The 15809-nt window shown below is 35.0% G+C and carries 17 protein-coding genes; 7 read left to right on the forward strand and 10 right to left on the reverse strand.

Annotated elements, in window-relative coordinates; translation table 11 throughout:
* Nucleotides 1-36: 36 nt before the first annotated feature.
* The 7 genes from CLV73_RS15705 (at nt 37) to CLV73_RS15735 (ending at nt 8330) form a co-directional block, all read left to right on the forward strand.
* Nucleotides 37-1557, forward strand: a complete 1521-nt coding sequence (locus CLV73_RS15705; protein ID WP_100377800.1) for an HAL/PAL/TAL family ammonia-lyase — start codon at nt 37-39, stop codon at nt 1555-1557.
* A 52-nt stretch (nt 1558-1609) separates the two neighbouring features.
* The gene (gene fabG, locus CLV73_RS15710) at nt 1610-2341 is read left to right on the forward strand and encodes a 3-oxoacyl-ACP reductase FabG (RefSeq protein WP_100377801.1); all 732 of its coding nucleotides are present in this window, start codon (nt 1610-1612) and stop codon (nt 2339-2341) included.
* A gap of 10 nt (nt 2342-2351) precedes the next feature.
* Nucleotides 2352-3572: a beta-ketoacyl-[acyl-carrier-protein] synthase family protein gene (locus tag CLV73_RS15715; RefSeq protein WP_100377802.1), complete on the forward strand. Its 1221-nt coding sequence runs from the start codon at nt 2352-2354 to the stop codon at nt 3570-3572.
* A 4-nt stretch (nt 3573-3576) separates the two neighbouring features.
* Nucleotides 3577-3831, forward strand: a complete 255-nt coding sequence (locus CLV73_RS15720) for a phosphopantetheine-binding protein (protein WP_100377894.1) — start codon at nt 3577-3579, stop codon at nt 3829-3831.
* Nucleotides 3832-3940: 109 nt separating this feature from the next.
* Complete coding sequence (locus CLV73_RS15725; RefSeq protein ID WP_100377803.1) at nt 3941-4825, forward strand: LpxL/LpxP family acyltransferase; 885 nt, start codon at nt 3941-3943, stop codon at nt 4823-4825.
* A 218-nt stretch (nt 4826-5043) separates the two neighbouring features.
* Entirely contained in the window at nt 5044-6570 is a 1527-nt protein-coding gene (locus CLV73_RS15730) for a phytoene desaturase family protein (protein WP_100377804.1), read from the forward strand.
* A gap of 107 nt (nt 6571-6677) precedes the next feature.
* A complete protein-coding gene (locus CLV73_RS15735; protein WP_169925775.1) occupies nt 6678-8330 on the forward strand; it encodes a C45 family autoproteolytic acyltransferase/hydolase in 1653 nt (550 codons plus the stop codon).
* Nucleotides 8331-8391: 61 nt separating this feature from the next.
* Here CLV73_RS15735 and CLV73_RS15740 read toward each other — a convergent pair whose 3' ends face one another.
* The 10 genes from CLV73_RS15740 to CLV73_RS15785 all read right to left on the reverse strand — a co-directional run bounded on the left by CLV73_RS15740 (nt 8392) and on the right by CLV73_RS15785 (nt 15676).
* The gene (locus tag CLV73_RS15740) at nt 8392-9564 is read right to left on the reverse strand and encodes a DUF2062 domain-containing protein (RefSeq protein WP_100377805.1); all 1173 of its coding nucleotides are present in this window, start codon (nt 9562-9564) and stop codon (nt 8392-8394) included.
* Between the two features lie 4 nt (nt 9565-9568).
* Nucleotides 9569-10045, reverse strand: a complete 477-nt coding sequence (locus tag CLV73_RS15745; RefSeq protein WP_100377806.1) for a hypothetical protein — start codon at nt 10043-10045, stop codon at nt 9569-9571.
* Nucleotides 10042-10422: a 3-hydroxyacyl-ACP dehydratase gene (locus tag CLV73_RS15750; protein WP_100377807.1), complete on the reverse strand. Its 381-nt coding sequence runs from the start codon at nt 10420-10422 to the stop codon at nt 10042-10044. Before CLV73_RS15750 ends, CLV73_RS15745 begins: the two co-directional genes overlap by 4 nt.
* Before the next feature lie 2 nt (nt 10423-10424).
* Nucleotides 10425-11033 carry an outer membrane beta-barrel protein gene (locus tag CLV73_RS15755; protein WP_100377808.1) on the reverse strand — a complete coding sequence of 203 codons (609 nt, stop codon included), beginning with the start codon at nt 11031-11033 and terminating at the stop codon, nt 10425-10427.
* Nucleotides 11034-11037: 4 nt separating this feature from the next.
* Entirely contained in the window at nt 11038-11673 is a 636-nt protein-coding gene (locus CLV73_RS15760; RefSeq protein WP_100377809.1) for a hypothetical protein, read from the reverse strand.
* The gene (locus CLV73_RS15765) at nt 11639-12265 is read right to left on the reverse strand and encodes a LolA family protein (RefSeq protein WP_100377810.1); all 627 of its coding nucleotides are present in this window, start codon (nt 12263-12265) and stop codon (nt 11639-11641) included. Before CLV73_RS15765 ends, CLV73_RS15760 begins: the two co-directional genes overlap by 35 nt.
* Nucleotides 12258-13013, reverse strand: a complete 756-nt coding sequence (locus CLV73_RS15770) for a polysaccharide deacetylase family protein (protein WP_100377811.1) — start codon at nt 13011-13013, stop codon at nt 12258-12260. Before CLV73_RS15770 ends, CLV73_RS15765 begins: the two co-directional genes overlap by 8 nt.
* Nucleotides 13014-13077: 64 nt before the next feature.
* The gene (locus CLV73_RS15775; RefSeq protein WP_100377812.1) at nt 13078-14139 is read right to left on the reverse strand and encodes a beta-ketoacyl synthase N-terminal-like domain-containing protein; all 1062 of its coding nucleotides are present in this window, start codon (nt 14137-14139) and stop codon (nt 13078-13080) included.
* Complete coding sequence (locus tag CLV73_RS15780) at nt 14136-15335, reverse strand: beta-ketoacyl-[acyl-carrier-protein] synthase family protein (protein ID WP_100377813.1); 1200 nt, start codon at nt 15333-15335, stop codon at nt 14136-14138. Before CLV73_RS15780 ends, CLV73_RS15775 begins: the two co-directional genes overlap by 4 nt.
* Nucleotides 15336-15418: 83 nt before the next feature.
* Complete coding sequence (locus tag CLV73_RS15785) at nt 15419-15676, reverse strand: phosphopantetheine-binding protein (protein ID WP_034672593.1); 258 nt, start codon at nt 15674-15676, stop codon at nt 15419-15421.
* Between the last annotated feature and the right edge of the window lie 133 nt (nt 15677-15809).

Genomic DNA, 15809 nt, shown 5'->3' on the forward strand with positions numbered 1-15809 from the left:
ACATATTACAAAATTATATATTATTACTTTTAATTGATGAAAATAAATAACTTTTTAGAACTGAGGGATTTTCAGAAGATTATTATCGAAAGTGAGGCGATAGAGCTAAATGAGACTGTTTTGCAAAGGGTTGAAGCAAGCTTTCAGTTTCTGAAAGATTTTTCTAAAAATAAAGTAATATATGGTGTGAATACCGGATTCGGGCCGATGGCTCAATTCAAGATTAATGATGATGATACGCACCAGTTACAGTATAATTTGATTAGAAGTCACTCTTCAGGAATTGGGAACTCTTTGCCGGAAGATGAGGTGAAAGCTGCCATGTTGGCAAGATTGAACACCTTATCACTGGGTAATTCAGGAGTGCATGTTTCTGTTGTTAATTTGCTTAAAGAACTTATTAATAGAAATATTACCCCACTTATTTTCGAGCACGGAGGAGTAGGAGCGAGTGGAGATTTAGTTCAACTAGCTCACTTAGCTTTAGTGCTGATAGGTGAAGGTGAAGTTTTTTATAAAGGAGAAAGAAAATTAACAAAAGAAGTCTTTGCTGTTGAAGGATTAGAGCCTATTCATGTAGAAATCCGTGAAGGGCTGGCTTTAATGAACGGAACTTCTGTAATGTCCGGGATTGGTGCAGTGAATGCTTATAAAGCGAATCAATTGACTGAAATTTCCATTAAACTTTCTTGTGCTATTAATGAAATTGTTCTGGCTTATGATGATCACTTATCAGAAGCGCTAAACGGAACAAAAAGGCATGCCGGTCAGCAAAAAATTGCTGAGAAAATGAGAAATCATTTGGCAGACAGTAAATTGGTAAGAAAAAGAGAAGAACATCTTTATACTCACTTTGAAGAGCAGGATAAAGTGTTTAAAGATAAGGTTCAGGAATATTATTCAATCCGATGTGTTCCACAGATCTTAGGACCAGTTTTGGATACGCTGGAATTTACGGAGAAAGTTCTTGAAGACGAGATCAATTCAGCCAATGATAATCCGATTATTAATGTTGAAGATCAGCATGTCTATCACGGCGGGAATTTCCATGGAGACTATATATCCTTGGAAATGGATAAGCTGAAGATTGTGGTTACGAAGCTGACTATGTTAGCCGAAAGACAGCTTAACTATCTTTTGAATGCTAAGATCAATGAAATTTTGCCGCCTTTTGTAAATTTAGGTAAATTAGGTTTTAATTTCGGGATGCAGGGAGTTCAGTTTACGGCAACTTCTACTACGGCAGAAAGCCAGATGCTGTCAAATTCAATGTATGTGCATAGTATTCCTAATAATAATGACAATCAGGATATTGTGAGTATGGGAACGAATGCGGCGGTAATTTGCAGAAAAGTAATTGAAAATGCATTTGAAGTTCTTGCAATTGAAGCCATCACAATTGTTCAGGCAATAGAATATTTGGGATATCAGGATCAGGTTTCTTCGGCAACGAAAGCGTTGTATGATGATATCAGAAAGATCATTCCTGCTTTTTCAGAAGATATGATCATGTATCCGTATCTTGAAGAAGTAAAAAAATATTTTAAGAACATGTAATTATTGACGGAGTTTACTTGTCAATACTATAGAAATAAAGAAATAAAACACCATGAAATGTGCTATTGTAACAGGTGGTTCCAGAGGAATCGGGAGAGCGATCTGTTTGAAACTCGCAGAAGAAAAAAATTATCACATCCTTATCAACTACACTTCCAATGAAGCTGCAGCAAAAGAAACTTTGGCTGCCATTGAGGGATTGGGAGCTGCCGGAGAAATTCTGAGATTTGATGTCGGAAACGCTGAAGAAACTCAAAAAGTTTTAACAGCATGGCAGGAAAACAATCCAAACGCTGTAGTTGAGGTTATTGTAAATAATGCAGGAATCACAAGAGACGGGTTATTTATGTGGATGCCGAGTGAAGACTGGAATTCTGTGATCAATACAAGTTTAAATGGGTTTTATAATGTGACCAATTTCTTTATTCAGAAATTGTTGCGTAACAAATATGGCAGAATTATCAATATGGTTTCAGTTTCCGGAGTGAAAGGAACAGCAGGACAAACCAATTATTCTGCAGCTAAAGGAGCTTTGGTAGGCGCTACAAAAGCGTTGGCCCAGGAAGTGGCAAAGAGAAATATTACGGTAAATGCAGTGGCACCTGGATTTATCAGAACAGATATGACGCAGGATTTTAATGAAGATGAATTGAAAGCTATGATTCCTGCAAACAGATTTGGGGAAGCTGAAGAAGTAGCAGATTTAGTAGCATTTCTGGCGTCAAGAAAAGCTTCTTACATTACAGGAGAAGTAATTAATATTAATGGTGGAATTTATTCATAATCATCAGTAAATGGAAAATAGGGTTGTAATTACCGGAATGGGAATTTATTCTTGCATCGGAACCTCTCTGGAAGAAGTAAGAGAATCCCTATATCAAGGTAAATCCGGAATTGTTTTAGATGAAGGAAGAAAAGAATTCGGGTTCAGATCAGGGCTTACAGGAGTTGTTCCGAAACCGGATCTGAAAAATCTTTTGAGCCGTAGACAGCGTGTAAGTATGGGCGAGGAAAGCGAATATGCTTATCTTGCGACCATTGATGCACTTAAACAGGCAAATTTGGATCAGGATTTTCTGGATGCCTATGAAGTTGGGATCTTATACGGAAACGACAGTGTTTCTCAGGCTGTTGTAGAATCTATTGACATTGCAAGAGAAAAAAAAGATACAACCTTGATGGGTTCAGGTGCGATTTTCAAATCGATGAATTCAACAGTAACGATGAATCTTTCCACGATTTTTAAACTAAGAGGAATCAATTTAACCATCAGTGCAGCTTGTGCAAGCGGTTCCCATTCTTTGGGATTGGCTTATATGATGATCAAAAATGGTTTCCAGGACATGATAGTTTGCGGAGGAGCGCAGGAAACCAATAAATATTCAATGGCAAGCTTTGACGGATTGGGTGTTTTTTCTGTAAGAGAAAATGAACCTTCAAAAGCATCAAGGCCTTTTGATAAAGACAGAGACGGCTTAATTCCGAGTGGTGGAGCGGCTTCTTTAATTGTTGAAAGTTTAGAATTGGCACAGAAAAGAGGTGCCAATATCATCGCTGAAATCGTTGGATACGGTTTTTCTTCAAACGGAGGTCATATCTCAACACCAAATGTTGACGGACCGGCTTTAGCAATGAATAGAGCCCTTAAACAATCAGGATTAAACGCAAAAGATATTGATTATATTAATGCTCATGCGACTTCTACGCCTATTGGAGACGCTAATGAAGCACGGGCTATTCACGAAATTTTCGGAAATGAAGTTCCTGTGAGTTCTACCAAATCAATGACGGGGCATGAATGCTGGATGGCGGGTGCAAGTGAAGTGATTTACTCTATTCTGATGATGCAGAATGATTTCATCGCTCCTAACATCAATCTGGAAACGCCTGATGAAGACGCTCAAAAGATAAATCTGATCTCCAAAACAAAAAGTCAAAAAATTGATGTATTTTTGTCGAATTCTTTCGGATTTGGGGGAACCAATTCCGCATTAATAGTTAAAAAATTTGATTAAAAACATGGAAAGAGAAAAAATTATTGCTATAGCAAATGATTTTTTGATTAATGAATTTGAAGTCGACGGAGATGAGATCAGCAACGAGGCTAATCTTAAGAAAACTCTTGGTTTAGACAGTTTGGATTATATAGATCTTGTAGTGGTTATAGAATCTAATTTCGGGGTGAAATTAGGCGAGGCAGACTTTAAGCAAATGGTAACATTTGATGATTTCTACACAACCATCGAAAATAAAATCGCTGAAAAAAACGCATAATTATCGATTAAAAATCTACACTAACAATGTAACAATATAGCAATCGGACAGTTTTCAATGTTTAAAATATTGTTACATGGTTAGACTGTTATATTGCTAAATTTGAACTATGAACAAATGGAAAGGTAAATCTAAAGGCACTATTTTAGGATATAAAATATTCGTCTGGTGCATTAGAAATATCGGGATCCGGAATTCATATGTTGTTTTATATTTTGTTGCTGCCTATTATTTTTTATTTCTTAAAAAAAGCAATAGATATATTTCTTACTATTTTCATAAAAGATTACATTATAGTTCTTTAAAAACGAAACTGTCTGTTTTCAGGAGTTACTTCACATTCGGTCAGGTTCTGATTGATAAAACGGCAATTTCTGCTGGTCTTAGAGAAAAATATACATACGAATTTGATGGCGTTGAAAATCTTAAAAATCTCTTAGCAGAAAAAAAAGGAGGAGTTCTTATCAGTGCTCACATTGGGAATTTTGAAATTGCTGAACATTTTTTTGCAGATATTGATTTTGATTGTCAGATCAATTTGGTGACTACAGATCAGGAAGTTACGGTGATCAAAGAATACCTTGAAAGTGTAGCCGTTAATAAAAGTTCCATTAAGTTCATTTATGTGAAAGAAGATATGTCTCATATTTTCGATATTAATGAAGCTTTGTCTAAGAATGAACTGATTTGCTTCACCGGGGATCGTTACTTTGAAGGCTCAAAATATCTGGAGGGAGAGTTGCTTGGTAAAACAGCTAAATTTCCGGCAGGTCCGTTCCTTATTGCTTCCAGACTGGGAGTTCCGGTTGTTTATGTCTATGTAATGAAAGAAAAGAATCTTCATTATCATTTATATGCAAGAGTAGCTCAGAATATCAGAAAGCGCGATGCACAGGGACTTTTAAATTCCTATACCCAAAATCTTGAATCGATGTTGAAAAAATATCCTTTACAATGGTTCAATTACTTTGATTTTTGGGATGATATTGATTAATTCCATACTTTTACCGTAGAAAAAGCTAATATTTAAACTCAAAACATTAAGGTTCTTTTAGGAATTATTCCATTTTTGCTTTGGTTTTCTTAGACTAAGTTTTACTTTGCTGAGTGTTAACACCTTTGCGTTTTTAAAAACAGTCGGTTGGTAAAAAAACTTTGCAGACTTTGCGTTAAATAGAATTATTTCTAAATTTCTTAACAATTAATTTTCTCTTGAAAAAAGAATTTGACATACTTGTGATCGGAAGCGGATTGGGAGGTCTTGTTTCGGCTCTTATTCTGGCTAAAGAAGGGCAGAAAGTGTGTGTGTTGGAAAAAAATAATCAGTTTGGAGGAAATTTGCAAACCTTTTCGAGGGACAAACTAATCTTTGATACCGGTGTTCATTATATCGGTGGACTTTCAGAAGGTCAGAATCTTAACCGCTTTTTCTCGTATCTGGAAATTATGGATGAACTCCAGCTTCATAAAATGAATGAAGATGGATATGATAAAATTACCTTTGGAGAAGATGGAACGGAATATCCTCATGCACAGGGCTACGAAAATTTTGTCAACCAATTGGCTCATTTTTTTCCTGAAGAAAGACAGAATTTGGAGACGTATTGTCAGGAAATCCAGGAAATCTGTAATTATTTTCCAAGATATAATGTCGTAGGAAAAGACAATTACAACGAGGAAATTCTCCACTTAAATACAAGAAGGTTTATAGAATCTATAACTTCGAATAAAAAGTTGCAGTCGGTATTCCTCGGATCTAATTTTCTTTATGCCGGAGATTCCGAAAATACTCCTTTTTATGTACATGCATTGACGGTGAATTCCTATATCCAAAGCGCTTATAAATGTATTAAAGGAGGCAGCCAGATTTCAAAGCTTTTGGTGAAAAAACTCCGTGAATACGGTGCCGAAATTCATCGGCATTCTGAAGTTTCTGAAATGATTTTTAATGAAGGCAATATTTTAACTTCAGTGAAGATAAAATCAGGAAAAGAATATTTTGCTAAAAAATTTATTTCGAATATTGAAATCCGGTCACTGATTGCATTAATTGGAAAAGAACGGCTGAAAAAATCTTTTTTAAACCGTGTTCTGAGTTGGGAACCGGTTTCTTCTTGTTTCAGCGTGTATTTGGTACTTAAGCCTAATTCAGTTCCAAACTATGATTATAATATTTACCACTATTCATCAGAAGAACTGGTTTGGAATGCCCATCGATATGAGAAAAATTCATGGCCGGAAACCTATATGCTTTCCACAACACCATCTAAACATCATCCTGAATTTGCAGAAAGTTTAACTGCAATTTCCTATATGGATTTTGATGAGGTAAAAGATTGGGAAAAAACTTTCAATACAGTTGCGGACGAACATGAAAGAGGACAATTGTATGAACAATTTAAGTTTGAAAAGGCAGAAAAGATGATTGCAGCTCTCGAAAAAAAGATCCCTGACTTAAAGCAATCCATAAAAAAAGTGTATACTTCTTCTCCTTTATCTTATCGGGATTACATCGGAAGTTTTAACGGTAATATGTACGGATATGCAAAGACCTCAGAAAATCCTTTAAAGACAATGGTGTCTCCAAGGACGAAGATCAACAACCTCTTTCTTACTGGACAATCTGTCAATATGCACGGAATTTTGGGCTGTACAATCGGTGCTTTCAATACCTGCGCTGAGATTTTAGGGAAAGAGGTAGTTGATGAAAGATTAACACAAATGACTAATAAAAAGTGAAAAAGAAAAATAATATGCAGCCTCCTGTCATTCTGAATGAAGCGAAGCGAAATGAAGAATCTAAAATGTTAAGATCAGATTTCCTTCGTCGAAATGACAGAGTTTTGATGTTAATTTTTCTAGCCCTAAACTTTAGCCTTATCCTCACATCTTGTGGAATAAGAAAATCCATCAAACATGTTCCCGATGTAAAACAATATTCGATTGAAATTCCGAAAGTCAACAGAATCAATGATTCTACTTTTAGTTTTAATCAGAATTATTTAACTAAAAATAAACAGCAGCTTTGGGAATTGTATATTAAAGGAAATCCGTTACAACTGGGTTATAATAACGGAGCTTTGACACAGAGTCTGATGCAGAAGCAGGAAGAAATTTTCTTTTCAAAAGTGGAAGGTTTTGTACCGTCAAAGTTTAAGCAAAATTTATTGCGCGGTTTTCTAAAATGGTATAACCGGAAAATGTATTTGAATGTCCGTGAAGATTATCAGGCAGAATTGTACGGTCTATCTCAGTATTCGTCGGATAAATATGATTTTATTGCTCCGAAATTTTTGAGAAGTATGTATTTGCACGGAGCTCATGATATTGGTCACGCGATGCAAGATCTGATGGTAGTTGGCTGTACTTCTCTCGCGGTTTGGAATGAAAATACAGAGGATGGAGATCTGCTGATCGGTAGAAATTTTGACTTTTACGTAGGCGATGATTTTGCTAAAAATAAATTGATTGAATTTGTAGAGCCGGAAGAAGGATTTCCTTTTATGTCCGTAAGCTGGCCGGGAATGATCGGTGTTGTTTCGGGAATGAATAAGGAAGGAATTACGGTGACGATCAATGCCGGAAAATCTAAAATTCCGTTGACGGCAAAAACGCCGATTTCTCTGGTAACAAGAGAGATTTTACAATACGCCAAAAACATTGATGAAGCGATTGCCATTGCCAAAAAGCGGAAAGTTTTCGTTTCAGAATCGATTTTGGTGGGAAGCGCGAATGATAAGAATGCGGTAATTATTGAAGTCTCTCCGGATAATTTTGGAGTGTACAAAGTGGAAAATACAAGCCGTGTTTTTTGTACGAATCATTTCCAGTCGGATGCTTACAAAAATGACAAGAGAAATCAGAAGCATATTACAGAAAGCCATTCTAAATATCGTTATGAAAAATTACAGGAGCTTTTGCAGGAGAATAAACTTAATCCTGAGAAAATGGCTGCGATTTTAAGAAATAAATCAGGCTTGAAAGGAGAAAAGATCGGTTATGGAAACGAAAAGGCGATCAACCAACTTTTAGCGCATCACGCGGTGATTTTTTCGCCTCAGAAAAAGCTGGTTTGGGTGTCTTCAAATCCGTATCAGTTGGGAGAGTTTGTCTGTTATGACCTTAATGAGATTTTTTCCGACAAAAGATTGAAGAGCGGAGAGTTTGCAAATTCAAACTTAAACATAGCAAAAGATCCTTTCGTAGATTCTAAGGAATTTGAAAACTATGAAGAGTATAAATTTGCCAGCTCTGAAGTGAATCATGCAACTGATGATAAAGATGTAATGCTTACGGATGATTTTCTGCCTTATTACCAGTCTTTAAATCCTGATTTTTGGCTGGTGTATTATCAATCCGGAAAATATTATTTTAATAAAAAAGAATATTCCAAAGCAAAAACAGAATTTGAAAAAGCTTTGAATAAAGAGATTACAACCATTCCAGATAAAGAAAATGTGGAAAGATATTTGAAGAAAACGTTAAGGAAATTGAGGTAGTTTTTTTGTTTCGGCGGCGGCAAAGCCGCCGCCGAAACCTTGAATCCAATAACGAGAAAAATCAGCTAATCTCCGGACTTACCCGGTTCAAAAACAAAAACGTTGCAATACCAGAAATAACCGAAGCTGTACTTGCTAAGATCATACTTCCGATCACATATTGAAGAAGATTGTTTTTCACCAGATCGAAATTCAGTTCCTGACTAAAAATATCGCTGTTTCCACTCACAAACGGAGCTCCTAAAAACAATGAAGCCGCAATAATAAAAGGAATAAACGGAGGTAAGCTCACATTGGAAGCCACAAAAGCCAATACTTTATTCAGTTTAAAAAGAACGGCTAAAGAAATTACCAGTAAGGTCTGAAATCCCCAGAAAGGAGATAGTCCTATAAAAACACCCAGAGCAATTGAAAAAGCCTTTGTACGGTTGCTTCCGTCGCTTTCTAAAACATCTTCTTTGATGAATCTTTTAAAGCTTTTTTTTTTGAAATTATTCACGAAATTTCGCGGAATAATGTAAAGCAAAGTGATCGTTACCAAGATGGTATTAAGAATGCTGATCCTCGTAAAATCTTTAAAAGGCCTGAAATGAGAAACCCTTTCCGCAGGATCGTACAGAACTTTTACGGGAACATTTTTCACTTGAACGTGTCGCCACGCTGTCCGTACAATAATTTCAATCTCGAATTCGAATTTCGGGGTAAAATATTTTTTAGGAATTCTGTGTAAAGGATACAGTCGGTAACCGGATTGCGTATCTTCAAGCTTAATTCCTGTCTCAAACCAGAACCAAAAGTTAGAAAAACGGTTTCCAAAGTTGCTTTTCTTTGGAATTCCGTCCTGAGACATGTTTCGGTTTCCAATTAATAAAACATCTTCCCTTTCATTATGCAAAGCTTCTACAAAAACAGGAATATCATCGGGATAATGCTGTCCGTCGGAATCAATCGTTATCGCATAGTTATAACCTGATTTCTTAGCCTTTCTGAAGCCGGTTTTCAAGCCGTTTCCTTTTCCTCTGTTCTCAGGCAAGTTGATGACGTCAATTTGAGGATATTGGCTTAAAATCTCCTTTGTGGAATCGGTAGAGCCGTCGTTGACAATAATGATATTTTCTGTGTATTCTAAAACACCGTCGATCACTCTTTTCAGAGTTTTTTCATTATTGTAAGTAGGAATTAAAACGCAGATCTTTTTTTCAGCGATTGCATTTTGTACTTCAGGCAGGGTCATTCGATTATTTTAATGAATTTTTTTCTGCTGCGGTCATCGTTTTAGACTGCATAGCAAATTTTCTGATGTATGTTTTCAGTGCAGAATTTTGCTTTGAATAATTATTTAGAATAAAAGTTTTATCTTCTTTCAGATTTTTATTATATCCTACGATTTTGGGAATATTTTCCTGGACACTCATTCGGATCACTCTCAGTTCGGCGTTGTTCGGATTACTTTTAATAATGGCTTCAAGACTTGTTGCTCCGGATTTTACCAAAGCTTTTCTGTTGTTCTTGGTAATTTTGGCTTCCATAATCTGGGCTGCAGCTTTATAGCCCTGAATTATAACGTCTGATCCGGATGCTTTTTCCGCAATATTGATAAATGCCTCCGTATTTGCATTGGACGAATTTGCCTTTGCATAGCTTTCTCTCAAAGATTCAAGATCCGATTGGAAAAAAAGAATAAAAGTCGTTAAGAATGAAAAAATTAGCTTCATTTTGCTGTTTTTTGGTAGTTTACTGACATTTTTAATGCAATAGTCTCGCCAAAAGATGTCGTATTTTTCACTTTCACTTCTTCTTCGGTCTGAGTGATATCGAGTTGCAGTTTCAGGTCCGGTGTTTCAAACGGGTTAATGATCGCCATAAATTTCACGTTGGATGCTGTTTTTAAAAATAAAGGCGACCCGGTGAATTCTTCAGAAAGTTCTTTTACGATCTGCATCATGCAAACTCCCGGTGTCACAGGATTTCCCGGGAAATGTCCCTTGAAAATATCATGATCTTTATTAAGGGAAATGTTGGCAATATAACTTCCGTTTTCCGCCTGTTCGTATGATTGTAAAGTATAAAAGTCTGCGAGGATAGTCTGCATAATTATTTTTTCGTGTTAAAAGTATAGTAAATTCCTGTCTGGAAAAGTAAATTGGTATGATCTTCACTCGTTGTTTTTATCTGGGAAATCAGTCCTTTTTTAAATCTGGCTTCAATACCAAAATTTTTGGTAATATCGTATCCCAGACCTACCAGAACTCCAAGATCTGTATTCTTTTTATTGTAAGGATCAAAATTTTTATCACTGATCAAAATATCTATACTGAGACCAGCATGCAAGTTAAAATTATGAAAATAAAATTTGTTAACTGCCTGAAGTGAAAGATAGGAAAGCTCAGACTTCACTTCCTGAGTACTCGTTTTCATAATGCTTCCTTGTCTGGAGTAATTGATTTCCGGCTGCAAAGCATACAGTTTAGAAATGCGAATGTTGCCGAATACTCCCACATAAAAATCTGCAATATAGCTTGTTTTTACTTTTTCTTCATTGGCCCAATACTCATCACTTGCTTCAAACCAGTTGTAAAGTCCACCATCATTTTCTGTAAACTTAGCGAAATTAGCTCCTCCTCTTATTCCCGGAGTGAAAGTAACCTGCGCAAATGATAAACTTGAAATCAGTATAATGAATAAAAATATTATTTTTTTCATGAAATTATTCTGTTTCGGTTATTTGGAATAGTTTTATATTGATCTTGAAATCTTTGTGTTGAAGATCGATACTATCCGCGAAGATATGTTTTTTTGCATCAAAAGTAAAGTCGATTTTTTCCTTATTATTTTTCGTGTAAATGATTTGTTTCAATAAACCATTTTCTTTGTTAAAGAATAAATAATAGATTTTTTTATCAACTTTAGAAAGATAAATTTTCGAATTCTCATTTTCAAAGCTTTCAGTCACAGGATATTCTTTTTTTAAAAGCTGTTGAAAGTCGTTCTTTAAAAAGTTGATGACGATTTTTTTGTCTAAATCAGGAAGAACATAATTCAGCTTAAAATCATCATCCGAAATTTCAAAATCGATTAATTTATTTCCGAAATCTGAAGTGAGGACAACACGATGCGTCGTTTCGTTAATTTTCTTTAATATTAAAATTCCGCTGACATGATTTTTATAAATATCCATCTGACATTTATAAACATAATCTTCGTTGGAAGAAAAATATAAATTTTCAACCGTTTTTTCAGAATTGGAAACAGGTTTTACATCCGTTAATTTGTATGTCTTACACGAAACGAACAGTAAGAAAATCAGGCTATAAACTGAATTCTGAAGCAGCAATCGGCGCATTGATCTTGGTGTTTTTGAAAACAATATTCGTTGTATCTCCCGAAGCTTCCGTCATGTTAACCTGCGAAACCGTTGATTGTCCTTTCGGAAAACTCAATTCGATCTGCTTAATATATTTCAGCAATTGAGATGATTTCGGAGTAAATTTTGCAATATTAAAATTGGCATTTTTCAGATACGTTACAGAAAATTCAGGATCATTAAACATTTGTCCGTTTGAACTTCCAACAATCAGTTTATTGATTTTCTCAAATGTTTTACTTTTCGCATCAACGGAAGATTTTTTCCCCTGATCATTGATGAAAATTTTATTGTCCTTGAAAACAATGCTATACTGATAAGGCTTTGTATACTTCCAGCTCAATATATTAGGTGATTTTAAAGACATTTTTCCGTAGGTTACGATGTTTTTATCCAAAAAGTCCATTTTTTTGGTTTGGGTAAAATCGCTTTGTAGTGTTTTGATCTGTTTGGTTTCCGACGAAATTTTAGTGACAAATGTCTTTGCTTCTGCTCCCGACATTGCTGTATTTTGTGCAAAAAAGAAGCTGGAAACTAATAAATAGGCGAGGAAAGCAATATTTTTAATCATTTTTTTGATTTTTTATCATTGAATCAACCGTAAAAGTTGAATAATTTTTATCTTTCAAAAATACTAATAAATCCACCAAAACATTATACGTTTTTTTTGAAGTATCATGAAGAAGAATAATGCTTCCTTTTTTTAACCCCTTAGTAACTTTTCGGTAAATTTTTTTCTCATCTTCTGTAATTGTGTCTAAGGAACGAACATTCCATCCGATACTTTTTTTGTGAGTTTTTTTGATGGCTTTTGCAATATTCGGATTGGTAACTCCGAAAGGCGGACGATATAAACTGGTTTTTAAATTTCCAATTTTCAACATGATGTCATCACATTTTTCAATCTCTTCAACCATTTTTGAAGTCGATAAAAAACCTGTCGCGTTCGAATGTGAAAAAGTGTGATTTCCGATCGTATGACCTTCTGCAACAATTCTTTGAAAGATTTCCGGATATTTTTCAATCTGTTTTCCGATGCAGAAAAATGTTGCTTTTACATTATTTTCTTTTAGAATATCCAAAAACTTTGGGGTAAATTCAGTAGGACCATCATCAAAAGTTAATGCTATTTCCTTGATTTTCGTTCTTTTATGCGTAATGCTGTTGACAAAATATCCTAATTCAATATCAAAAGAACCCCAAACAACAACTGCGGAAAACATCAAAAAACAAAATAAATACACCCAAAAACCTCCGTGAAACGCATAAATAAAAACGTTGCAGAAAAGATAAAATAGAATAAATGGATAATGTTTCATCTTTTTATTATTTTGGATTTACGTATTTGCGTCCAAGCCTGTTAGGTTTTATCTCAGTTCATTATTATACTCTCCCCAACAAAACCAAACTATGATCATTTCCGCCAAGATGATTATAAAGCAAAATATTTTTCACTTTCTCCTTCTTCACTGAATTAATCATCATCACTTCCGGAATCTCCTGATTTTTCAAAATATGACAAGCCATAAACGTTGAAAAACCACTTGCTGTATTGAATTCTCCACTCAAATGTTTGTAATACAACAACGCTGAGTTTTCAAATAAATTCATTGATTTTGTATAATAAACATCAGATTTTGCATCTCCGCTGAAACCTAAAATTACAGCATCAATATCATTTGAAGTTAATCTGTTTTTAACTAAAAAATCTTCAATAAATTGCTGAGTTTCATCTAAATCTAATCTGCTGCTTATTTGAATATCTTTCAACTGAGCATAAGAACTTTCTGTTTTATCTTTTCCTAAAACAAAAAAACTTGCGCCTTCTCCCCAAATGACACCATCTGTTGTTGAGTTCAGATAATCAACAGGAAGATTTTCTTCTTTTTTAATGGTTTTGTTTAATTTGTACAATTCCATTGTTCGGTCGGTTTGTTCATCTGTAGAACCTGCCAAAATGTTTTCTGCTTCACCGTCATTAATCTGTAATTTTGCATCTAAAAATGAAAATTCAAGTGATGAGGAAGTATTCACATACGTGAAATTATACGCATGGCATTGCAAGCCTAAAGCAATTTGCCCCGCAACCGTATTGTGTGTAGATTGAATAAAATAGGTCGGAGTCAGAAACTCTTCATGATTATCAATTACATTTTTTAAAAATTTTTCAGAATCCTGAGAACAGCCCATTCCGGTTCCGACGATAATCGCATCGGGATTTTCAATTCCGGCTTCCTTTAAAGCATATTGTGAAGCTACAGAACTCATTTTTACGGTTTTAGACATTCTTCTGCTTGCTGCAGGCGGAATGAACTCTTTGTAATTAGGTTCAATAGTTTTTAGAACCTGAGATGAATTTTCAGGCTTAAGATTATGGAAAAAATTTTCATTTAAAGTGTCCTGAACCGAGATGCAGGCTGCACTGTTGATGTAAACTGCACTCATGATTTTGAGAAAATTAAAGTTGAACAATTTCCTCCAAAACCAAACGAATTGGAAAGAACATGGTTAATATTTTTCTCTTTGAGTTCCGTCACAGGCGTTAAATCAAATTCTTCCATTTTAGTTTTAAAATTCAGATTTGGAAAAATCAAATTATTTTGAATGGCCAATAAAGAATACACCGCTTCAATCCCCGCCGCTGCGGCCAAAGTATGGCCTGTAAAAGCTTTCGTAGAACTAAATTCAGGAACATTGTTTTCTCCAAAAATTCTGATCATCGCAATTCCTTCGGACAAATCATTATTCGGAGTTGCCGTTCCGTGAACATTGATATAATCAATATTTTCTTTATCTAAACCGGAAACTTTCAAGGCTTTTTCCATTGCTAAATAAGCTCCCTGCCCGTTTTCCGAAGATGCAGTCTGGTGATGTGCATCGTTCGCGTTTCCATATCCGGAAAGATAACCGATGACTTTTTTATTTTCTTTTTTCACGATTTCATCAGATTCTAAAACGATGAAAGCGGCAGCTTCACCAAGATTTAGCCCTTTTCTATTGTTGTCGAAAGGGGTATTGTAAGAATCCGTTAAAATCATTAACGTATTAAAACCATTTAACGTAAATTTTGAAAGGGAATCGGTTCCACCAACAATCACTCGGTCTAAAACACCGTTTTTAATGAGTTTTGCACCCATCATAATGGCATTGGCTGCAGACGAACAAGCCGTACTGATTGTTGAAACCATGCCTTTTAGGCCTAAATAATCTGCAATCAGTAATGATGAGTTTCCTGCATCGTGAGCATCAATATATTTTTGCTTTTCAGGGAAGTCTTCGTAGGTGTAGAAATATTTTTCGGTGATGTCCATTCCGCCAACGCTTGTTGAAGAAATCAGGCCGGTTTTATATTCATTAATGTCGGAAATCCCAGCACTTTCTACGGCTTCTTTTGCGGCAACCATTCCTAATAAAGCAGTTCTTGTAGCGTTATTATCTTCTTTTAGCTGAAGTTTTTTCACAAGTTCTTCATTAGACAATTTGATTTCGCCCGTTTTAATATTTCCAACATGACGAGTCTCAAACAAGCTAATGTCTGAAATCCCATGTTTTCCGGATTTTAACGAATTCAAATTTTCCTCCACATTGTTTCCAATAGCGGAAATGATGCCCATTCCTGTTATGGCAATTTTTTGACCCATCTTATTTTATAATGTAACAATGTAACAATTTACCGATGTACAAATATTGTTACACTGGTAAATTGTTACATTGCCAGATTGAATTATTTCGTTCTGTTTTCTTCAATGAATTTCGCCATGGTGTCGATCGAAGAGAAAATTTCTTTCCCTTTTTTCGGATCGGCTAATTTGATTCCGTATTCTTTATCCAAAAGCACGATCAATTCCAGCGCATCGATAGAATCCAATCCAAGACCTCCTCCAAATAACGGATCCGTATCTTTGATTTCTTCTACTGCAACGTCTTCTAAATTAAGAACTTCGATGATTTTGTGCTTTAATTCTTCTCTTAAGTTTTCCATAAAATTAATTTGAAAATATGTTAATGAGACAATTTGAAAATATATTAATCAGATATTGAATTTAAACTAAAAATATTCTGATAAATAATTGTTGTGCTTTATTGACATGATTTTACATTCTCAAATCAGCACA

The sequence above is a fragment of the Chryseobacterium geocarposphaerae genome (assembly GCF_002797535.1).
Taxonomy (GTDB): domain Bacteria; phylum Bacteroidota; class Bacteroidia; order Flavobacteriales; family Weeksellaceae; genus Chryseobacterium; species Chryseobacterium geocarposphaerae.